We start from the raw sequence: 20,374 nt of genomic DNA, 5'->3' as shown, positions 1-20,374 counted from the left end.
GTCCGTACAGGTGGATTGCTGTCCCGCGCGGTTCGTCTCCGATGCGCCCGTACACCGGCCGGCGCCGCGGGTTCTCCGCGTCAGCCCGCGGTGTTCTGCTGCTGCAGCCACCCGAGCACCTTCTCCTCGGTGAGCTGCGCCTCGAGCTGCTGCAGCTGCCCGCTCTTCTCCAGCTCCAGCCACACGTCGCCGGGCTGCCGGCCGTGCTGCTGGGCCAGCGCCTCCACCCGCGCGTCGAGGTCGTCGGAGGTGGCGCGCAGCCCCTCGCGGTCGGCCAGCGTCTCCACCACCAGCATGCGCTTGATGGCGGCTTCGGCCTGCGGGCGCATCATCTCGCGGAACTGCGAGAAGCGTTCCTCCTGCTCGGGCGTGCGCTGCCGCGCCCGACCGGCCGGCGTGGCGCCGCCGGTCATGTACTCCAGGTAGTTGTCGACCATCGAGCGCGGGGCCTCGACGCTGTTGGCCTCGACCACCTGGTCCAGCAGCGCGTCGCGGAAGGCCGAATCGGCGCGGCCACGGGCCTCCTCGCGCAGGTCGCCGCCGATGCGCTCGCGCAGCGCCTCGAGGGTGTCGAAGCCGCCGCCCATCGACTGGGCGAACTCGTCGTCGAGTTCGGGAAACTCGCGGCGGCGCAGCTCCACCACCCCGATCTTCATGTGCTTCGTCTGCCCGGCCATCGCGGGGTCGCCGAACTCCTCGGGGAAGGCGATGTCGAACTCGCCCTCCTCGCCGGGCATCAGCGACATGATCGCCTCTTCGATGGGCTGGATGGCCTGCCCCTCGCCGAGCACGAACTTGTACTCCTCGGGCTGCGGCTCCTCCTCCGCGTCGTCGGCCGCCTGGGGGGTGATGCGCACCTGCACCTCGTCGCCCTGGTCCGGCTTGCGGTCGTCCACGGTGTGGAACGTGGCGCGCTCGGAGCGCAGCCGCTCGAGGATGGAGTCGATCTCCGCGTCGGCCACGGCGTCGCTCGGGCGGGCGATCACGAAGCCGCCGGTGCGGGCCAGCTCCACGCTGGGCTGCACCTCGAGCTCCACGTGGTAGTGCAGCTCGCCGCCGTCGCCGTGGTAGTGCACGTCGCTGACGGCGCCCTGGTTGATGGGGCGGATCCCCTCCTGCTCCAGCGCCTCGCGGTAGGTCTCCTGGATCACCCGGTCCACCGTCTCCTGCTCGATGGCCTGGCCGAACTGTTTTTGGACCAGGCTGTCGGGGAGCTTGCCCTTGCGGAAGCCGGGGAGGCGCACGTTGCGCGTGATCTGCGCGGTGACGCTCTGCCGGATGCGCCGCACGCGCTCGGGCGGCACGGTCACGGAGATGCGGCGCCCGTAGGACGACTGCTCTTCGACGCTCACCTGCAGGCCGCCGGTGGTGGTGCTCTGGTCCGCCATCTATTCCCGCTTGTCCATTTGCGATGTTCTTGAAGGAAGGTGCGAAAGGGGGGACTCGAACCCCCACGGCCGAGGCCACCGGATCCTAAGTCCGGCGCGTCTACCATTCCGCCACTTTCGCCCGGAAACAACCGCTGAATATAGACCGGGTCGCGGGGCCGGGCAACCGAGCCGGAGAGACGTCCGTTCTGGAAGGAATTGGGGCTGCACGACTTGGGTCCCGGGGTCCTCTCCAGGACCCGTCCAAAGGCCTGTTTCCCCCAGGGTGGAAACTTAGGACCTGGGACTCAGGACCCAGGACTTGGGACTTCCCAAACACGGATCGCCGCGAGGCCTTTCCCTCGCGGCGATCACGGATCGATCGGAGGCCGCGCCGTCCGGCGGCGCGGCAGGGCGGGGGCGTCCTTACGCCAGCGCCTCGGCTTCCTCGGCCGGGGCCATCACTCCCAGCACCCGCTCCATCGCCATCGTGTGGCTGCAGGTGTGGTGGCCGCGGAAGTAGTCGCAGTCGCAGTGCCAGTGTCCCTCGCGGAAGTCCACGTGGTGCTCGCCGTTCTTGCCGTCGAAATCGACTTCCAGGCTCCGGAAATGGATGCGCTCGGGCTCCGAGGCGTATTCTCTCGCCTTCTGGATCTTGTTGATCATTCCGGAATCGAGCATCTCACCCTCCCTCAGGTGTGGGAAACAAAAACGCCCGCGCAGCCAAACGCTGCGCAGGCGTTCCTCATGGAGCGTCGCCGGGGGCGGACTCGCTGCTGAAGCTGGGAATTTTCATAACCCACCTCCTCTCCCTCGCCGGCCATCGCACGGCCGTGCGCCGCGAATCCGCGGGCGGCCGGAGGCACCCTGCCTCCGTCCACGTCGTGTCCTTCACTGCTGTACTGGCCAAGCTAACGCGTCCGCAACGCGCACGCAACAGCGCGTACGTCCGTTCGAAACCACTCCGTGACGGATGCAAGATCCGTGACCTCCGCGTCGCTGCTCGGATATCACTCGACGTGGCGGATTCGTGGCGCAAGCACACGGCCCGGCTCCGTATGCTTCCCGCGCATCCCGTTGCCGGAACACGTCTTGCGGCTCCCGGGCGATCCTGATCCGGGGAGATGGACTCACGACGGAGGGAGCATGGGCGACCTGAAGAAGACGACGCAGATGCCGGGCGGCGCCACCACGGGGATGACGCCGGAGGGCGACGAGGGCGAGCACAACCGCGGCAGCGAGTTCGGCGCGCGCGAGCCGGGGACGGCGGGCACCGACCGCGACCTGGACCGCAGCGGCACCTCCATCAACCAGGGCCACGGCCACCCCCGCGAGGAGCGCGGCGCCAGCCACGACTGAGCCGCCTCGCCGCGGACACGTCGCCCCCGCGCTCGGTGCACACGACCGGCGCGGGGGTGATGCGATTTGGACCATGCGCCGCATTCCACGCGCTCCTACATTCGCATCACGCCGCGTCCGGACAATCGACCGATCGCGCGGCGCCTCGATCCCCAACTCCGGAATCAAGATGAGCACGATGGACTTCGATCTCGCCACGGGGGTGGCGGTGCTGGAGCGCACGCCGGCCACGCTGCGGGCGATGCTCGCCGGACTGCCGCCCGCGTGGACGCACGCGGACGAGGGGCCGGAGACGTGGAGCCCGTACGTGATCCTCGGCCACCTGATCCACGGCGAGCGCACCGACTGGATCGGCCGCGCCAGGATCATCCTGGCGCAGGGGCCGAACCGCCGCTTCGAGCCGTTCGACCGCTTCGCCCAGTTCCGCGAGAGCGAGGGGAAGTCGCTGGCGCAGCTGCTCGACGAGTTCGAGCGGCTGCGCGCGGAGAACCTGGAGACGCTCGCGGGGTGGCGCCTGACGGACGACGAGCTCGGGCTCGAGGGCGAGCACCCCGAGTTCGGCGCGGTGACGCTGCGCCAGCTGCTGGCCACCTGGGTGGCGCACGACCTCGGCCACATCGCGCAGGCGGCGCGGGTGATGGCCAAGCAGTACCGCGAGGCCATCGGCCCCTGGCGTGTGTACCTCCCGGTGATGGACCGCTGAGCATCGCATCGCCGGCGATTCGAGACGCGCGCTCCTCTCCCGCCGCGGGCGCGCGTCCACGCTTCGCATCTTCATCCAATCCGAAGATTTGCCGAAACCGGAATCCGCGCCGGGTGTATCATCTCCCGTGTAGCGTAGGGTTTTCACCCTTCCCATGGGGGACGTCATGGATGCGCTGATCGACATCGAAGCGGCGGGCGGACTGGAATCGGGGCGGCTGGAACGGGGCGTGGGGCTGGTGGCGAGGAAGATCGGCAGGGGCCGCTACCACGTGACCGGCGGCGCCGAGGAGCACTGGGTGGACCTGACGACGGTCAACCAGCCGCGCTGCGACTGCGGCGACCACCTGTGGCGCGAACGGGTCTGCAAGCACATCATGGCCGCGCTCCTGCGCGAGGGCGACCCGGAGATCATCGCCGCGGTGGGCGGGCTGGTGCGCGACCTCCGCGCCCAGGCCACGCCCCCGCGCCAGCCGCGCCGCCGCAAGGCGAAGGACGAGGGCGAGCCCGCCGCGAAGTAGCGCGTCCGCGGCCCGGAAGGATCTCACGCGGAGGACGCGGAGGACGCGGAGCGCGCGGGTGCGGCCGTCCGCCGCGTCCATCTTCCCGCCGTGAAGCCCCATCTCCTTTAACATCACCCCGTTTGCGCGTGTCCCTGTGCCGGCGGACCGGGTGCGGCGCTTGCTGCCGATCTCCCGCTTCCGACACCGTTGACGGACGCCTTTCGAGGGACGCATGCGGCGACTCGCTGTTCTTCTCATCGCCCTGCTGTTGCTGCCGGCCGCGCGGCTGGGGGCGCAGGTGGGGTCCACCACCGACGTGATCCGCGGCCGGGTGACCGACGAGCGCGGCGAGCCGGTGGCCGGCGCCAGCGTGCAGGTGACGTCCGTCGAGACGGGCACCAGCCGCACGGCGACGACCGCCGCGGACGGCCGCTACACCGTGGTCTTCCCCGACGGCGGCGGGCGCTACCAGGTGCGCGTGGCGCGGCTGGGGCAGGCGCCGCGGACGCTGAACGTGGCCCGCGTGGCCGACGAGGACGTGCTGACCGCGAACGTGCAGCTGGGCACGCAGGCGGTGCAGCTGCAGGGCGTGACCGCGCGCGCGCCGCGCCCCGCCCCCGGCCGCGGCGAGTCGGGGAGCACCGGCCGCGCGGTCACCTCCGAGCTCGCCCAGCGGCTGCCGCTGGAGAACCAGACCGACCCCGCCGCCATCGCCACCCTCACCCCCGGCGTCGTCGCCACCGACGGCGCGGATTCGCTGAGCGGGCGCGGCGGATTCTCCGTGGCCGGGCAGCGCGCGTCGCAGAACCAGGTGACGCTGGACGGCGCCTCGTTCGCCTCCGCGCTTTCGGGCGGGCAGCTGGGCGGCGGCAGTCCGCTGGGGCTGCCGCAGGAGGGCGTCCGCTCCACGCAGGTCATCACCAACACCTACGACGTGGCACGCGGGCAGTTCTCGGGCGGGCAGGTGGCCAGCACCACCCGCGGCGGCACCAACCGCGTGCAGGGGTCGCTGCAGACGCAGTTCCGCGGCGACGCGCTGCAGGGCGGCACGGGCCGGACGCCGTGGAACAACGGCTGGAACCAGTTCCGCGGCAGCGGCGGCCTGGGCGGGCCCATCGTGAAGGACAAGCTGTTCTACAACCTGAGCTTCGCCGCGCAGCGCCGCTCCGACCAGCTGTACGCGCTGGAGCCGCGCAACGGCGAGGGCCTCGGCCAGCTGGGTCTGACCTCGGAGACCGTCGACCAGTTCCTCACCGGCCTCTCCGGCCAGTACGGGTTCAGCACGGCGGGGCTGGCCGGGCCGTACAGCCGCACCGGCGACGCCTTGAGCGCGCTGGGGCGCTTCGACTGGGTGGTCACGCAGGAGCACACCTTCACCCTGCGCGGCTACGGCAGCGTCTACTCGCAGGACCACTCGCGCATCGGCACGCTGGAGACGCAGCAGAGCGGCGGCTCGGTCGACACGAAGGGCGGCGCGGTGCTGGCCAGCGTGACCTCGCGCTTCCGGCAGACCTGGATCAACGACCTGCGCGCCAGCTACACGCTGGACTCGCGCGACGGCTCGCCCACGCTGCGGGTGCCGCAGGGGATCGTGCGCGTGGGCGCGGACCCGGCCACCGTGGCCGCGGGGGGGCGCGCCGTCTCGAACCTCGTCTTCGGCGGCGACCCGTCGCTCTCCTCCGCGTCGGACGAGCGGACGCTGGAGGTGGCCGACGAGCTGTCGCTCCTCGTCGGCGACCGCCATCGCGTCAAGCTGGGCATCCTGGCCAACCACTCCGGGTTCACGCAGCAGAACGCCGGCAACCGCCTGGGCACCTTCGTCTTCAACTCGCTGGAAGATTTCCAGGCGCGCACGCCGGCCGCGTTCACGCGCACCCTTTCTTCCGGCGAGATCGACGGCGGGGGATGGAACCTGGCGGGCTACCTGGGCGACGCCTTCCGTACGAGCGAAGGGCTGCAGTTCACCTTCGGCGTGCGGGTGGAGGGCTCGCGCTTCGACCGCGCGCCGGACGCGAACCCCGCCGTGCAGGCCTCCTTCGGCCGGCGGACGGACTTCGCGCCGAGCGAGGTGCACGTGAGCCCGCGCTTCGGGTTCAGCTGGCGGATCAACGAGACGGGCGCGCCGCTGCGGCTGCTGCGCGGCGGCTTCGGCGAGTTCCGCGGGCGCACGCCGTACGAGCTGTACGCGGCCACGCTGGCGGGAACGGGCGCGGGCGGGGAGATCGAGGTCTCCTGCGTCGGCGGCAACGTTCCCACGCCCGACTGGATGGCGTACGAGGGCGACCCGTCCACCATCCCCGCCACCTGCACCGACGGCACGCTGGGGAGCGGGACGACGGCGCAGACGCCCAACGTCACCCTCTTCCGCGGCGGCTTCCAGGCGCCGCGGTCGTGGCGGGGATCGCTGGGCTTCCAGGCGCAGCTCTTCCAGCGGGTGACGGGGAGCATCGACGCGACCATCTCGCGCGGCGTGGCGCAGTACGGCGTGCGCGACCTGAACCTGCGCCAGACGCCCGCCTTCACCCTGGCGGGCGAGGACGGCCGCCCCGTCTTCGTCCCCGCGGCGGCGATCGTCCCCGCGACGGGGCAGGCGTCGCTGTACGCCAGCCGCAACGACCCGGCGTTCGCGCGGGTGTACGAGCTGAACTCGGAGCTGGCGTCGCAGACGGAGCAGCTGGTGCTGAGCGTGAACGGGCTGCTGCCGCGGGCCGTCTCGGCGCAGGCCAGCTACACGCTCACGCACTCGCGCGACCAGACGTCGTTCGGCTTCGGCGGGCCGTCGGCGGGCTTCCAGTTCACCCCCACGCGCGGGAACCCGAACGCGAACGAGTGGGCGCCGAGCGACCAGGACCGCCGCCACTCCTTCACCCTGGTGCTGGGGAAGACCTTCGGCCGCTCGCTGGAGACCAGCCTGATCGGCCGCGCCAGCTCGGGCCAGCCCTACACGCCCATCGTCGGCGGCGACGTCAACGGCGACGGCGCGCGCAACGACGCGGCCTTCGTCTTCGACCCCTCCGCCGTGGCCGACACGGCGATGTCGGCGGCGCTGGGGCGCGTCCTCTCCGGTTCGAACCGCATCACTTCGTGCCTCCGCTCCCAGACGGGCGACATCGCCAGGCGGAACAGCTGCCGCGGGCCGTGGACGGAGTCGCTGGACTTCCGCGCCGCGTACACGCCGCAGGGGGCCCGCCTGCAGCGCCGGGTGACGGTGAGCCTGGACGCCTTCAACCTTCCCGCGGGGCTGGACCTGCTGCTGCACGGCGGCGGCGGCCTGCACGGGTGGGGGCAGGGCGGGCGGCCCGACAACGTGCTCCTCTACCCGACGGGATTCGATCCTGTGACGCGGGAGTACCGCTACCGCGTCAATGAGGGGTTCGGGCAGACGCGCGTCTTCCGCTCCGCCGCGGGATCGCCCTTCGGCGTGCAGCTGTCCGCGCGGATCGCGCTGGGCCGGCAGCAGCCGAACGCGGGGCTGCTGGGGATCGCGTTCGCCGGCGCCGGCGGGCCGGGCGGCGAGCGGGGCGGGGGAGAGCGCGGGGGATTCGACCGCGGCGGCGGACAGCGGGGGCAGGGTGGGCCCGACCCGTCGGCCTTCGTCGACCGCCTGCTGCCGCAGCCGATCGACGCCATCCTCCTGCTGAAGGACACGCTGCGGCTGACGGACGAGCAGGTGGCGCGGCTGACGGCGGTGAACGACACGCTGAAGGCCGTCAACGCGCCGATCCGCGCCGAGGTGGGCGAGGCGCTGGCGAACGCGTTCCAGCAGGCGCAGCAGGGGGGAAGCGCCGACCCGCAGGCCGTGTTCCGCCGCGTGGGCCCGCGGCTGAACGAGGGGCGGCAGAACGTGCAGAAGGCGCTGGACCAGGCGGAGCGGATCCTGACGCCGGAGCAGTGGCGGCGGGTGCCGCCGGCGCTGCGCAACGCGGTGCGGCAGCAGTTCGGCGCCCCGCGGTGAGGGCCGGGGGGATGGACCGGCCGGACCCCGGTGCATACCGTTGAGGCTCCGGGGCGGCTACGGGCCGTGCCGCGCCCGCACCGCATGACGGAATCCGACGCCCTGTTGATCGAGCGGGTGCGCCGCGGCGACGGCGACGCGTTCGACGTGCTGATGCGCCGCCACATGCGCGCGGCCTACGCCGTGGCGCTGGCCCACACGGGCGAGCGGCACGACGCCGAGGACGTGTGCCAGGACGCCTTCGTGACCGCGCTGGAGCGGCTGGACGAGGTCCGGCGCCCCGAGGCGTTCGTGGGATGGCTGCTGCAGATCGTGCGCAACCGCGCCCACAACCTGCGCCGCCGCGAGCGCGTGCGCCGCGCGCTGCCGCTGGACGCCGCGGGCGAGGCGCCGGCGCGCGGCCGCGGCCCCGCCGGCGAGGCCGAGGACGCCGAGCTGCGCGAGCGGCTGGCCGAGGCGCTGAAGCACCTGAGCCCCACCCAGCGCGAGGTGGTGCTGCTGTACGACGTGCAGGGGTGGAGCCACCGCGAGATCGCGGACGCCGTGGGCACCAGCGAGGGCGCCGCGCGCGTGCACCTGCACCATGCCCGGCGGGCGCTGCGCGCGCTGCTGGGGCCGACCTATCGCGAAGAGACACCGCCATGAGCCACGACTTCAGGGACCTGGGCCCGCTGGACCCGCGGCACGACGCCGAGCGCTGGGAGGCGCTGCTGCGCCGCACCCGCGCCGCCGCGGCGTCCGAGCTGGCGCGCCGCCGCTTTGCCGCGGGGCCGGTGGCGCCGCTCGCCCGCTGGGTGCGCCCGGCGCTGGCGATGGCCGCCGCGCTGGTGCTGGCCTTCGGGGGGGTGCTGGCGCTGGCCGGCGAGCCCCCGGCGGCGCAGCCCCTGGCCTCCGCGGCCGAACCCGGCGTGGGTGAGGGGATCGGCGTGCCCGCCGAGCTGGCCAGCTGGGTGGAGGCCGGCGGCGGCTCGCGCGCCGACCAGCTGCTGGTTCCCGATCCGGAGGGCCGGTGAGCGCTCGCCCCCTTTCCGCGCGCCGCGTGTGGCTGCTGGCCACGCTGGCGCTGGTGCTGACCTTCGTGGCCGGCGCGCTGGCGGGCGCCGCGTGGGAGCGCGTGCGCGGCGACCAGCCCCGGCGCCACCGCGGCCCGCGGGCGGTGGCCGAGTCGATGCAGCGCCGCTACGGGCTGACCGACGACCAGAGGCGGCGCATCGACGCCATCATGCAGCGCCGCCGGCCGCGCGTGGACTCGCTGCTGGCGTCGGTGCGCCCGCAGCTGCGCGCCGCGATGGATTCGACGAACGGCGAGATCCGCGTGGTCCTCACCCCCGCGCAGCGAAAGAAGTTCGACGCGAACCTCGAGCGCCGGCGCCGCGGGCTCGACCGCATGACCGGGAACGGCTCGCAGCGCGGATCCCCGCCCTCGGCGCGGCCGTAGCGAGGGATTGCCTCACGCGGAGACGCGGAGACGCGGAAAACTAAAGAAGTCTCTCACAGAGGGCACAGAAGTCACGGAGGATTCGTTGCAGTTCCTCCGTGACCTCTGTGCCCTCTGTGAGAGATCAAAGGGATGGTCGCCGACGATCGGATGCTGGGGGATAACTCCTTCATCGAGCGCGCGATGGCTGTTCTCACCCCCGACCAGCAGGAGAAGGCGCGGGCGATGATGCCGCAGCGGCGCGGCCCCGGCGGCCCTCCCCCACAGCCGTGACGCGGGGGGTGGAGGAAGGAGCGAGGCCGGCATCGATGCGTCGATGCCGGCCTCGCTTCTTTCGAGTGATCCCCCGTCCTGCCTCAGTACGCCGCCAGGCCGGTGACGCTGATCGGCAGCTGGCCGGTGATGCCGGGCTGCGCGGTCAGCGAGCCGTCGTTGTTCACCTTGAAGACGTGGATCCCGCCGTCGCCCGGCGTCAGCGCGTACAGGTAGCCGTCGGCGAAGGCCATGTCCAGCGGCTGGGTGTTGGCGCCGGTCACCCCCGTCTTCCCGTCGGCCGTCAGCCGCGTGAGCGTGCCCTCGGCGCTGATGGCGAAGCCGGTGATGGAGCCGCTGGCCGTGTTGGTGGTGTACGCGAACCGCCCGTTGTCGGTGATCTGGACCCAGCACGCCGCCGTCTCCGTGGTCGGCGCCGAGACGGTGCTGGCCGTGATGCCGGCGGCGCTGGAGATGTCCAGCGACGACACGGTGCTGGCGTCGGGCACCGCCATCCGGTTGGGGCCGATGTGGCCCTCGGACAGGATGTAGTTCCCGCTCGCGTCGTAGTCCGCGCCGAACGGCGTCATCCCCGGCGACGTCACCACGGTCTTGGCGGTGGCCAGGCCGTCGGTGCCCAGCGTGTACACGTCGAGCAGGTTGGTGGGCTTCTCGGTGACGATCAGCACCCGGCTGTCGGGGCTGATGCGGATGGAGCCGGGGCTGGGCACGGCCGCGCCGCTCAGCGTGCGCGTGGAGTTGGCCAGCGCGGTGAGCGACCCGTCGTTGCCCACGGTGAAGCCGCTGATGTTGCCGCCGCCGTTCGCGTTGACGACGTAGAGCAGGTTGCCGCGCTGCGCCAGGCTCACCGGGAAGGTGCCGCCCGAGCTCACCCGGCCGGCCAGCGTCAGCGAGCCGTTGCCGTTCACGCGGAACGAGCTGATCTCGTTGCTCCCCGCGTTCACCACGAACAGGAAGCGGTTGTCGTTGCTGAGGATCACCGCGTCCTGCGAGGTCAGCGGGTCCGTGCCGAACACCGGATCCGGGCCGCTCCCCCGGCCGCCGGTCGCGATCGAGTCCATCCGCGTCAGCGTGCCGTCTTCGGCTCGGGCGTAGATGAGCACATGGTTCGCCGCCGCGTTGTTGTTCATGGTGTAGACGGCGCCCGTGTCCTCGTCGTCCGAGCCGAAGATCGAGTCGCAGCCGGCGAGCGTGACGACGGCGGCCGCGAGAACCCACCATCTTGCCATACCCCTATCACCCCCTTCTCGAGGGCAAGCCGCCGCGACGGACCGCGTTCCGTCCCAGCACGGATCGCCAGCGCGCCACGGCAGGATCTCCGCGTCCCCCCCCCGCGGCGTCGCGCCGCGGCCATCTGCTTGCGGCGCAACGTGATCCAGGGCGCGGGGGCGGTCGCAAGCCGCAGGCCGTGCCGGTACCACTTCAAATGTTCAGCGACAAACCGGGTGCCCGGGCTCAGCGGTGCTCCGTCACGCCGACCTGGCGGCAGTACTCGAGCACGGGACAGGTGGAGCACCTCGGCGCGCGGCCGGTGCAGACGTGCTTGCCGAAGGGCACGAGCAGCTCGTTGATCTCCACGTGGTACTTCGGGGGAAGAACCTCGTACAGCGCCGCCATCGTGGCCTCGGGCGTGGCCGCGGAGACGTAGCCCCAGCGGTTGGTGACGCGGTGCACGTGCACGTCCACCCCGATCTTCGGCACGCCGCAGGCGATCCCCAGCACGAGGTTCGCGCACTTCGGCCCCACGCCCGAAAAGCCGAGGATCGTCTCCTCGTCGCACGGCACCTCGCCGCCGTGCTCCGCGACGCACGTCTTCGCGATCGCGTGGATCTGCCGCGCCTTGGCCTCGTGGAACGCGCAGGTGCCGATCAGCTCGTCCACCTGGCCGACGGTGAGCGCGGCCACCTGCTTCGGCGTGCGCGCGCGGGCGAAGAGGCGGCGCGCGGTCGGCAGCGTCACCTCGTCGCGCGTGCGGATGGAGATGAGGCAGGCCGCCAACTGCTCGAACGCGCTGCGGAACCCCTCGTCGCGCAGCTCGAACAGCGCCGCGCGGGGATACGGCTTCACCGCCGGGCGGATGCGGCGCATCACCGCGTGGATGTCGAACGGACGCCTGGGCACGGGACGGAGACCCTGATCCCCAAGTGAACGGAAGATCCCCGTACGCGCCGCGGGCAACTTGCAGGCCGTGAGATGAACGGAGCGTCGCGCGACGTAGCCCCGCTCGTACGTTGGCGATCTTTTTGGCTCTCACGGAGGGCACAGAGGTCACGGAGAACAGAACCTCATCCTCCGTGACCTCTGTGCCCTCCGTGAGAGATTTCTTCTTTTTCGAGACCGGGCCGCGGCGTCAGTCCGGGCGCGTGCCGCCGACCGCGGGGTCGCCCTTGCCCTCGCCGCCGCGCTCCTTGATGACGCCCAGGGTGGTGTCGGGGCGCTGCTCGCTGGCCGTGTTCGTCTCGTGCTGCCGCGACTCGGGGACGCCGGCCACCTTCTGCCCGCGCCCGCCCGGCCGCTTCGACGGATCGTCGTCCAGCCCCGGCGCCGAGAAGTCCGGCCCGCCGTCGGGCGCGTCCTGGAATCCGCCCTCGGCGAACGCCTGCTCGCCCAGCGGGTCGTCGTTCTCGATCTCCTCGCGATCGAATTCCGGGTCCTGCCTCCGTCTGGTCATCGTCCCTCCTCGCGTGGTTCCCATCTCACCGCAAGCTGTTGCGGCCGCCCGTCTTGCCGCCGTGCGGGAGGGATGCGGGCCCGCAAGACGTGCGCCGGTCCGGGAACGCGTGTTGCACTCCGCCGCGGGGGACCGAACCGACGTGGAGAGACGCGCATGATGGCGATGCTGGCGGTGCTGATCGTGGTGCTGGGGATCGTGACGACGGTCCCGTGGACGCTGAGCCACTACGTCCACCGGCTGCCGTACGCGCCCGAGTGCCCGTGCTGCCGCGCCGTCACCGCGCAGGCGCCCGCGCACGGGGTGCTCGACCGCGTCTGCGCCCTCCTGGCCGCCACGCCCGTGCGCCATTGCGGCCGCTGCGGCTGGGCCGGGCGGATGCGCTGGCGCCTGGCCCACGAGCGCGCCCGCGGCACCCGGGGATGACCGGCCGATCCCATCGGGTGATTTGATGATATCGGCGAGGGACGGTCCGCGGACCGTCCTTCTTCGCATCCGGGGAGCCCGCATACTGTATACGGCGTGCGCGGCTAGATTCATTATCCCCATGCTTTTACACACATCTGACATCGTCCGCTGACGCCTGTTTCCGCGCCCCGTTGCGGCCCGTCTCCCGCCGGTCTAAGTTCACCGCTCGCCCCCTCCACACCGCAGCAGAGCAGCGAAGCAGCACGTGACGATCAGGAACACCGCCGATCCGGGCGCCGCGCAGGCATTCGTCGAGCAGCGCAGGGCGCGCCTGTTCGCGATCCTGGGCCGCACCCCCCAGCCGGTGGGCCGCGACGCCGAGCCCCTGGCGCCCGAGCGGCTGGCGTACCTCCGCCGCGAGGGCGAGGAGCTGTACTGGAACGAGCTGGTGTGGGAGGAGCTGACCGACGAGGAGGCCATTACCGGCGGGCACCTGACGGAGATGGTGTTCCCCGCGTTCCTGGCCTTCGTGGACGGGCTGCTGGTGGACCGCGTTGCGCCCGACTCGCGCGTGCCCGCGTGGCCGCACCCCGACGCGGTGGAGGAGATCCTCGTCTTCCTGGGCGAGCGCTACGCCGAGGCCACGGCCGACCTGGAGAACGGCTGCGACTCGCAGAAAGTCGTCTGGGCGCGGCTGATGGCGCGGCACCTGGTGGACCTCGTCCTGGCCAGGCTCTACCGGCTGGATCCCGCCGAGCAGGAATTGCTCGAACGCGACTGACGCGCCGCCGGGCGCCGGGGCGGCCCGCCGCCCCGGCGCCTTTTTCGTTTCATCACCTGACCGATTCGTGCCGCTCTCCCGCATCCTCCGCCGCGGCGGGTCGCGCCCCGGGCACCGCTACCTGGCCGGCGCGCCGCTCCTGATCGCCCACCGCGGCGGCTCGGCGCTGGCGCCCGAGAACACGCTGGCCGCCTTCCGCCGCGCGCTGGGCTGGTGGCGCGCCGACCTGCTGGAGATCGACGTGCAGCCCACCCGCGACGGCGACGCGGTGGTCATCCACGACCCCACCGTCGACCGCACCACCGACGGCCAGGGGCACGTCTCCTCCTTCACCGCCGGCGAGCTGCGGCGGCTGGACGCGGGGTTCCGCTTCACCCCCGACGGCGGCGCCACCTTCCCCTTCCGCGGCCGCGGCGTCCACCTCTCCACCCTGCGCGAGGTGCTCGAGGCGCTGCCGCACGCGCGGGTGAACGTGGAGATCAAGGACGCGCGCGCGCAGCAGGCCGTGTGGGACACCGTGCATGAGCTGCACGCCGTCCATCGCGTGCTCATCGCCGCGGGCGACCGGAACAACCGCGCGCGCTTCCGCAGCTACGCCGGCCCGGTGAGCGCGGGCGCGCAGGACATGTACGCCTTCTACGGCCTCCACCTGGCCCGGGCGAGCGCGCTCTGGTCGCCGACGGTCGACGCCTTCCAGATGCCCGAGGAGCGCGGCGGGCGGCAGGTGCTGACCCCGCGCATGCTGGCCGATCTCCAGTCGCGCAGCGTGGCCGTGCACGTGTGGACGATCGACGAGACGCGCGACATGCGGCGGCTGCTGGAGTGGGGGGTCGACGGGATCGTCACCGACCGCCCCGACCGGCTGGCGCGGCTGCTGCACGAGATGCGCGGGCGCCCGCTTCCCCCCGGCCCGCCGCCGGACGAGGCGGAGCCGTGGCTGGAACGCTTGTTGCGCGCCGGTTGAGCCAGCCGGCGCGCTCCATTCTGTCGGGGAGACGCGGCGCCGGAGCGGTGCGATCCCACGGCGTTTCAGGAGAGGGGATGGGGACGATGGCGCGCTACGACGAGGGGTGGCGCGGCGGCCGCACGCCGCGCGACGGGGGAGATCGCGGACGCGGCGAGGTGATGCCGGGCGGCGCGGACTACGACCGCGGCCGGGCGGCGCGCGAGGCGTACACCCCCGGCGGCTTCGGGCCCGAGTGGCAGCGGCGCGGGCGCGTGGGCTACGACGCCGACTTCCGCCCGCCGCACGGGCTGGGCGGCGGCCGGCGCGACGCCGACCCCGGCGGCGTGGGCGCGCCCTGGGGCGAGGAGGAAGAGACGCTGAACGGGCCCGCGCGCTACGGCCTGGGCCCGTACTACCGCCGCCTGGAGCAGCGCCGCCGGCCGGACGACGAGCTGCGGCACGACGTGGAGGAGGCGCTCTTCTACGACACCTGGGTCGACGCCGAGGCCATCTCGGTGGAGGTCCGCGACGGCGTGGTGACGCTGCGCGGCGAGCTTCCCGATCACGACGAGGTGCGCTACGCGACGGATGACGCGTGGGACGTGGAGGGCGTGCGCGGCGTCCGCAGCGAGCTGCGCGTGAGCTCCGCCCGCCGCAAGCCGCTCGACGGCGTCGGCCGCCCCAGCCAGTCGCGCGGAGAGGCCGGTCACGGCTGAATCGAAAGCCTCAAAAGCCTGGCCTCACGCAGAGGAGCAGAGGCAGCAGAGACGACGTGGTTCTCTGCTGCCTCTGCTCCTCTGCGTGAGGCCCTTTCCTTGAATCTCCCTACAGACCGTATTCCTTGAGCTTCTGCCAGAGGGTGGTGCGGCCCATGCCGAGCCGGGCGGCGGCGCGGGTGCGGTTGCCGTTGGCCTCCTCCAGCGCGGTCTTGATGGCCTCGCGCTCGGCGTTGGCGTCGGGGGCCTGGTAGCGCCGCGGCTCCGCCTTCGCCTCGATCCCCTTCTTCGCGGCGCCGTCGCCGTTGGCGTGCGCGGCGGCGGGCTGCGGGCCCTCGCGCACCTCCTCGGGAAGGTGGCAGGGGAGGATGCGCTTGCCGTCGCAGACGATGCAGGCGTACTCGATGGCGGCCATCAGCTCGCGCACGTTGCCGGGCCAGTCGTACGCCTGCAGCACCTCGATGGCGTCCTCGCTGATGCCGCCCACGCGCCGCGTGGGCTCCACCCGCTCGTTCCACCGCGCCACCGCCGCGGCGGCCAGCGGCGGGATGTCTTCCGTGCGCTCCTTCAGCTCGGGAACGCGGACCTGGAACACCTTCAGGCGGAAGTACAGGTCCTTGCGGAAGCGCCCGTCCTCGACCATCGCCTCGAGGTCCCTGTGCGTGGCGGCCACCACGCGCACGTCCACCTGGATCGGCCGCGAGGTGCCCACGCGCACCACCTCGCGCTCCTGCAGCACGCGCAGCAGCCGCGCCTGCATGGCCGGCGAGACGTCGCCGATCTCGTCGAGGAAGAGGGTGCCGCCGTTGGCTTCCTCGAACATCCCCTTGCGGTCGACCACCGCGCCGGTGAAGGCGCCGCGCGCGTGCCCGAACAGCTCGCTCTCCAGGATCCCCTCGGCCAGCGCGGAGCAGTTGACGGCCACGAACGGCCGCGAGCGGCGCGGGCTTTCCTCGTGGATGGCGCGCGCGATCAGCTCCTTTCCCGTCCCCGTCGCCCCGCGCAGGAGCACGGTGGACTCGGTCGGCGCCACCCGGGCGATGGCGCGCAGCACGTCGCGCATGCGCGTGGTGTTGCCGACGAGACGGGACGCGCCGGCGCCCAGGACGGGCTCGCGGCGCGCCAGCACCGACTTGATCTTGCTGCGCAGCACCGCGTTGTCGCACGGCTTGGTGATGTAGTCGTCGGCGCCGAGCTTGAGCGCCTGCACCGCGCTGTCGACGGTGGCGTAGCCGGTCAGCATCAGCACGGGGACGTCGTTCCCGCCGCCGCGCAGCTCCTCGAGCACGGACAGGCCGGTGCGTCCCTGCATCTTGAGGTCGAGCAGCACCATGTCGTAGCGCTCGCGGCGCAGTCGCTCCAGCCCGGGGTCGCCGCCGGGCTCGGCGTCGACCTCGTAGCCCTCGTCGGCCAGCAGCGCGCCGGTGCCCACGCGGAAGGCGCGGTCGTCGTCGATGATCAGGATGCGCGGCTTCTCGGCAACAGCCATGTGTGTTCAGTCCTGGTGATTCGGATCGATGCTACTCACAGCCCGGCTCGCGCCGCGGGCCCGTGAGACCCTCCCCCCGCGGCTGGGGCCGCGTACCCCCTCCCGATAACGGGAGGGGGTAACTTCGAGCGCACGGCGCAGCCATTTTCGCACGCCCCGCCTCACGTGCGACGCGATCGTGGCGACTTGTCCCGTGCTCCACGCCACCGCAAGTGCCGCGCTGAGTTCTCCCCTCCCCTGCGGAGCGGGGGAGGGGCCGGGGGAGGGGGCCAGCCGGGCGGGCAGGATGCCTCCCCACCCGCGCCGAAACCTCTCGTCGCGCTGAGGTCTCCCCCTCCCCCAGTCGGTTTTGGGGGAGGGGGCCGGGGGGAGAGGGCCCCGCGCCGCGGCCGCGCCAAACCTTCTTCCACGCGTCTCCGCTGCGGCGACTCAGCTCACCCCACTCCCACCACCTCGTCCGCGCGCTCGCCGCCGCTCGATTCCGCGCCGCCGGCCGTCTCCCCGTCCACCGGCTCGCCCATGGCCTCGTCCAGCGTCTCGCGGGGGAGGCGCACGGTGAAGCGGCTTCCCTCGCCCAGGCGGCTCTCCACCGACAGCCGCCCGCGGTGCCCGCGGATGATCCCCTCGCTCACGAACAATCCCAGCCCGATCCCCGCCACCCCCGGCTTGGTGGTGTAGAACGCCTCGAAGATGTGCGGCAGGTCGTGCTCCGCGATCCCCGTCCCCGTGTCCTCGACGACGACCTCCACCGCGTCCGCGTCGGCGCGCGTGGTGAGCGTGAGCGTGCCGCCGCCGGGCATGGCGTCGCAGGCGTTGTTCACCAGGTTCGCCAGCACCTGCTGGATCCCCTCGGGGTGGACGACGACCTGCGGCAGGTCGATGGCCAGCTGCGCGGAGATGCGGATCCCGCGCGACTTGAGCTCGGGCGCGGCCAGCGTCATCACCCGGTGCACCAGCGAGTTCAGCCCCACCGGCTGCGCCGCGTCGGAGAGCGGGCGGCTCTGGTCCAGCAGCTGGCGGGTGAGCGTGGCCATCCGCGCCAGCTCCTCCTGCGCCAGCACCAGGAACTCGCGGTTGGGGTCGCTGGGGTCGCCGCGGCGCTCCAGCGCCTCCAGGCAGTTCTGGATGTTGTAGATGGGGTTGTTGATCTCGTGCGAGAGCTGGGCGACCAGCCGCCCCATCGCCGCCAGCTTCTCGCGGTGGATCATCTCCGCCTGCGCGCTGCGCAGCCGCTGCTCGCGCTCGCCGATGGCCGCGCGCATCTCGCCGAAGGCGCGCGCCAGCTGGCCGATCTCGTCGCCCGAGTCGCGCGGGAGCGGCGCCGCGTAGTCGCCCCGCGCCAGGCGCACGCTGGCCTCGGCCAGCGCCTGCGTGGGACGGGCGACGATGCGCGCGACGATCGCGGCCAGCACCAGCGCCAGCGCCAGCGCCGCGAACCCGATCCCGAACAGGCTCTGCTTGATTCCCGTGGCGATGGTCAGCTCGGCCGTCACCCGGCGGAAGAGCACGACCGTCGTCGGCACCCCGCCGGCGGGGATGCGGTAGCGGCTGGTCAGGTACGTCTCGCCGCGGAAGGCGGGCTGCTGCACGTTGCCGCCCTGGCGCAGGAACCGGCGCACCTCGGGAACCACGCTGTCGGCGAAGGTGGTGCTGGCCAGCGAGTCGCCCACCACCAGCGCCACCTCGGAGCCCGGCGTGGCCGCCTCGCGCCGGATCTGCGCGGCCACCAGCGGCGTTCCCAGCGCCAGGTAGCCCAGGGTCACGGTGTCGCGCCCCGTCTCCACCAGCGCCGAGTCCTCGCCCGCCTGCTCCAGGCGGGCGGTGTCGCGGAACACCCGCGCCACGCCCAGCCGCAGCGGCGGTCCCGCGCGCGGCAGCACCACCACCGTTCCCTGTCCCACCGCGGCGCGCAGCGTGGCCGAATCGACGGCCGGGCCGGCCAGGATCGGCCGGAAGAGCGAATCCGTGGCGACGACCGCCTCGTCGTCCTCGAGCCCGGCGCGGATGGCCTGCGCCAGCCCCGCGTGGCGGCGCGTGCGCCAGGCCGCCACCACGTCCGGGAAGCCGGCCTGCCGCTGCGCCGCCGCCGCCTGGCTCTCGCCGCGCGCGTTCCAGCTGTCCAGCGCCTCGCGCGCGCCCGAGAGCGCCTCGGTGGCGCTGGCGTAGGCGCGCTCTTCCACCGCGTCGGCGATCAGCAGCAGCGCCGGCACCACGATGGCCAGCGCGGCCCCCGCGAACAGGAAGAACACCTTGGCGCGGAGCGACAGCCCCCGCAGCGGTCGGAACAGGTGCGGCATCCGGGGTGACGGGTGGTGGCGCCGGGTGTTCACTGAACACCTTCGGCGCGTTCACTGAACAGCGCGCGGGGCTCGGGACGTTCCGAACGTTTCCCCGCGGGCGGCTCCGGAATGGGTGGAAGTTAAGTCGTGGCGCGGGTTTTCGCCACCTCGCGGGCGCGCGCCGGGCCCCGGCACACCCGTTGCCCTTTCCCGGGGCACACCGCGAGCCGATGCGAAAGCGGAGCCGCGGGATGAGGAGAGACGACCCTTCTGCGCAAGGAAGACAAGAGATGAAGATCCGTACCCTCAGCATCCTGGCCCTGGCCGCCTTCGCCGCGACCGCCGCCTGCAGCAAGGGCGACAGCGAGACGGAGAAGACCACGACCGACACCACCGTCGTGAACAACCCGGACACCGTGGCGACCACCACCACGACCACCACGACGACCGACACCGACACCGTGCATCCGTCGGGCGACAGCACGCACGTGGATTCGACGGCGACGGACACCACCAAGAAGATGTAAGCCCCCAGCGGGCAACCGGCCTCCGCGCGCTGGGCGCGGGGGCCGTTTTTTCACCCCCTGTGCACAAGGGAACCGTACGATGAAGAAGCTCGCGATCTTCGCGCTGGCCGCCGTGGCCGCGCTGTCGGCCTGCAAGAAGGACGACGCCGGCGACAGCGACACCACCGCCGTGACCACCGACACCACCGCCACCGCCCCGGCGCCGACCACCATGCCGGCCCCGACGACGACGGACACCACGATGGCCGCTCCGCCCGCGCCGATGGATTCGACGATGACGGACACGACGGCGACGGACACCACGAAGAAGATGTAATCCGGACCGGGGGCCGCGCGAGCGGCCCCCGCTTCGTTTCACCCCCTGCAGCACGAGCGGAAGATGAAGCTCCGCGTCCCGGTCACCGCCGCGGCCTGCGCGCTGGCGCTGGGCGCCTGCGGCAACAGCGGCCAGAACGACACCGGCGCCGACACCACCGCGGTGGGCAACGCCGTGCCCGCGCCGCCGCCGGCCCCCGTGACCGCCCCCGCCACCCCGCCGTCCGCGCCCACCGGCGCCGACACGGCCATGGCCGGGCACAACATGGGCTCCGACACCATGACGCACGACACGATGAAGAAGGACAGCACCGGGATGTGAGGGTGCTTCTCTGTCGCGTCGGTGCGTGGGCGGGTCTGGATTCGGTTCCGGGCCCGTTTTCGTTTGGGGATAGTGCTGAGTGCTGGAGTGCGGGATGACGAAGCGACGGCTCGCGATCGCGAACAACGTCATCCTGAGGGCGGCCAGACCGTCCTCGCGGCATGCGCCGCCGGCTGCAAGCCCGAAGGATCCATCATCTCCCCCGGCACACAGTCTGACGGACGTCCGGGCGGGCTGCGTTCGCTTCACGGGGGATGCGGCGCGCGCCTCGGCCGCGTATGCTTTCCCATCCCCATCACCCACCCCACCAGCGGCCCATCTCC

At 72.5% G+C, this 20,374-nt stretch carries 22 protein-coding genes and 1 tRNA gene; 15 read left to right on the top strand and 8 right to left on the bottom strand.

All coding sequences use genetic code 11. The annotated features are described in order from the left end of the window. Positions 1-80 precede the first annotated feature (80 nt). The 3 genes from tig to VF092_14860 form a co-directional block, all read right to left on the bottom strand. On the bottom strand, positions 81-1,388 hold the full coding sequence (gene tig / locus VF092_14870) for a trigger factor (protein HEX6748577.1): 1,308 nt from the start codon (positions 1,386-1,388) through the stop codon (positions 81-83). Between the two features lie 40 nt (positions 1,389-1,428). After that, positions 1,429-1,509 (bottom strand) — tRNA-Leu (locus VF092_14865). 284 nt (positions 1,510-1,793) lie between these two features. After that, on the bottom strand, positions 1,794-2,048 hold the full coding sequence (locus VF092_14860; GenBank protein HEX6748576.1) for a hypothetical protein: 255 nt from the start codon (positions 2,046-2,048) through the stop codon (positions 1,794-1,796). A 465-nt stretch (positions 2,049-2,513) separates the two neighbouring features. Between VF092_14860 and VF092_14855 the strand changes: the two genes are divergently transcribed. From VF092_14855 to VF092_14820, 8 genes are all read left to right on the top strand, one after another. Then, on the top strand, positions 2,514-2,726 hold the full coding sequence (locus VF092_14855) for a hypothetical protein (GenBank protein HEX6748575.1): 213 nt from the start codon (positions 2,514-2,516) through the stop codon (positions 2,724-2,726). Positions 2,727-2,895: 169 nt separating this feature from the next. Further along, positions 2,896-3,429 carry a DinB family protein gene (locus VF092_14850; protein ID HEX6748574.1) on the top strand — a complete coding sequence of 178 codons (534 nt, stop codon included), beginning with the start codon at positions 2,896-2,898 and terminating at the stop codon, positions 3,427-3,429. 166 nt (positions 3,430-3,595) lie between these two features. After that, the gene (locus VF092_14845; GenBank protein ID HEX6748573.1) at positions 3,596-3,949 is read left to right on the top strand and encodes an SWIM zinc finger family protein; all 354 of its coding nucleotides are present in this window, start codon (positions 3,596-3,598) and stop codon (positions 3,947-3,949) included. 214 nt (positions 3,950-4,163) lie between these two features. Next, positions 4,164-7,886, top strand: coding sequence for a carboxypeptidase regulatory-like domain-containing protein (locus tag VF092_14840; GenBank protein HEX6748572.1), 3,723 nt, complete (start codon positions 4,164-4,166; stop codon positions 7,884-7,886). A gap of 84 nt (positions 7,887-7,970) precedes the next feature. Next, positions 7,971-8,531 carry a sigma-70 family RNA polymerase sigma factor gene (locus VF092_14835; protein ID HEX6748571.1) on the top strand — a complete coding sequence of 187 codons (561 nt, stop codon included), beginning with the start codon at positions 7,971-7,973 and terminating at the stop codon, positions 8,529-8,531. After that, on the top strand, positions 8,528-8,899 hold the full coding sequence (locus VF092_14830; GenBank protein HEX6748570.1) for a hypothetical protein: 372 nt from the start codon (positions 8,528-8,530) through the stop codon (positions 8,897-8,899). Before VF092_14835 ends, VF092_14830 begins: the two co-directional genes overlap by 4 nt. Next, positions 8,896-9,324, top strand: a complete 429-nt coding sequence (locus tag VF092_14825) for a hypothetical protein (protein HEX6748569.1) — start codon at positions 8,896-8,898, stop codon at positions 9,322-9,324. The genes VF092_14830 and VF092_14825 overlap by 4 nt, the downstream gene beginning before the upstream one ends. A 132-nt stretch (positions 9,325-9,456) precedes the next feature. Continuing rightward, on the top strand, positions 9,457-9,597 hold the full coding sequence (locus tag VF092_14820; protein HEX6748568.1) for a hypothetical protein: 141 nt from the start codon (positions 9,457-9,459) through the stop codon (positions 9,595-9,597). A gap of 83 nt (positions 9,598-9,680) precedes the next feature. On the opposite strand, the gene VF092_14815 is transcribed toward VF092_14820, so the two are convergent. The 3 genes from VF092_14815 to VF092_14805 form a co-directional block, all read right to left on the bottom strand. Further along, positions 9,681-10,826, bottom strand: coding sequence for a beta-propeller fold lactonase family protein (locus tag VF092_14815; protein ID HEX6748567.1), 1,146 nt, complete (start codon positions 10,824-10,826; stop codon positions 9,681-9,683). A gap of 226 nt (positions 10,827-11,052) precedes the next feature. Beyond that, on the bottom strand, positions 11,053-11,718 hold the full coding sequence (gene nth / locus VF092_14810) for an endonuclease III (protein ID HEX6748566.1): 666 nt from the start codon (positions 11,716-11,718) through the stop codon (positions 11,053-11,055). 229 nt (positions 11,719-11,947) lie between these two features. Beyond that, on the bottom strand, positions 11,948-12,268 hold the full coding sequence (locus VF092_14805; GenBank protein HEX6748565.1) for a hypothetical protein: 321 nt from the start codon (positions 12,266-12,268) through the stop codon (positions 11,948-11,950). A 156-nt stretch (positions 12,269-12,424) separates the two neighbouring features. On the opposite strand from VF092_14805, the gene VF092_14800 reads away from it, so the two are divergent. The 4 genes from VF092_14800 to VF092_14785 all read left to right on the top strand — a co-directional run bounded on the left by VF092_14800 (position 12,425) and on the right by VF092_14785 (position 15,119). Further along, positions 12,425-12,694, top strand: a complete 270-nt coding sequence (locus VF092_14800) for a hypothetical protein (protein ID HEX6748564.1) — start codon at positions 12,425-12,427, stop codon at positions 12,692-12,694. A 247-nt stretch (positions 12,695-12,941) separates the two neighbouring features. Further along, positions 12,942-13,457, top strand: coding sequence for a hypothetical protein (locus VF092_14795; protein HEX6748563.1), 516 nt, complete (start codon positions 12,942-12,944; stop codon positions 13,455-13,457). A gap of 67 nt (positions 13,458-13,524) precedes the next feature. Further along, positions 13,525-14,421: a glycerophosphodiester phosphodiesterase gene (locus VF092_14790; protein ID HEX6748562.1), complete on the top strand. Its 897-nt coding sequence runs from the start codon at positions 13,525-13,527 to the stop codon at positions 14,419-14,421. 77 nt (positions 14,422-14,498) lie between these two features. Then, positions 14,499-15,119: a BON domain-containing protein gene (locus VF092_14785; GenBank protein HEX6748561.1), complete on the top strand. Its 621-nt coding sequence runs from the start codon at positions 14,499-14,501 to the stop codon at positions 15,117-15,119. A gap of 109 nt (positions 15,120-15,228) precedes the next feature. On the opposite strand, the gene VF092_14780 is transcribed toward VF092_14785, so the two are convergent. Both VF092_14780 and VF092_14775 read right to left on the bottom strand, forming a co-directional pair. Next, positions 15,229-16,608 carry a sigma-54 dependent transcriptional regulator gene (locus VF092_14780; GenBank protein ID HEX6748560.1) on the bottom strand — a complete coding sequence of 460 codons (1,380 nt, stop codon included), beginning with the start codon at positions 16,606-16,608 and terminating at the stop codon, positions 15,229-15,231. Between the two features lie 434 nt (positions 16,609-17,042). After that, the gene (locus VF092_14775; protein HEX6748559.1) at positions 17,043-18,905 is read right to left on the bottom strand and encodes a HAMP domain-containing sensor histidine kinase; all 1,863 of its coding nucleotides are present in this window, start codon (positions 18,903-18,905) and stop codon (positions 17,043-17,045) included. Between the two features lie 272 nt (positions 18,906-19,177). Between VF092_14775 and VF092_14770 the strand changes: the two genes are divergently transcribed. The 3 genes from VF092_14770 to VF092_14760 all read left to right on the top strand — a co-directional run bounded on the left by VF092_14770 (position 19,178) and on the right by VF092_14760 (position 20,051). Next, positions 19,178-19,414 (top strand): hypothetical protein, encoded by a 237-nt coding sequence (locus VF092_14770; GenBank protein HEX6748558.1) that lies wholly within the window; start codon positions 19,178-19,180, stop codon positions 19,412-19,414. Positions 19,415-19,493: 79 nt separating this feature from the next. Then, positions 19,494-19,730, top strand: a complete 237-nt coding sequence (locus tag VF092_14765) for a hypothetical protein (GenBank protein ID HEX6748557.1) — start codon at positions 19,494-19,496, stop codon at positions 19,728-19,730. A gap of 63 nt (positions 19,731-19,793) precedes the next feature. Next, entirely contained in the window at positions 19,794-20,051 is a 258-nt protein-coding gene (locus VF092_14760; GenBank protein ID HEX6748556.1) for a hypothetical protein, read from the top strand. Positions 20,052-20,374 lie beyond the last annotated feature (323 nt).

The sequence above is a fragment of the Longimicrobium sp. genome (assembly GCA_036377595.1).
Taxonomy (GTDB): Bacteria; Gemmatimonadota; Gemmatimonadetes; order Longimicrobiales; family Longimicrobiaceae; genus Longimicrobium.
The sequence above is the reverse complement of the archived record's forward strand: the minus strand, read 5'-3'. Positions and strand labels throughout refer to the sequence as shown.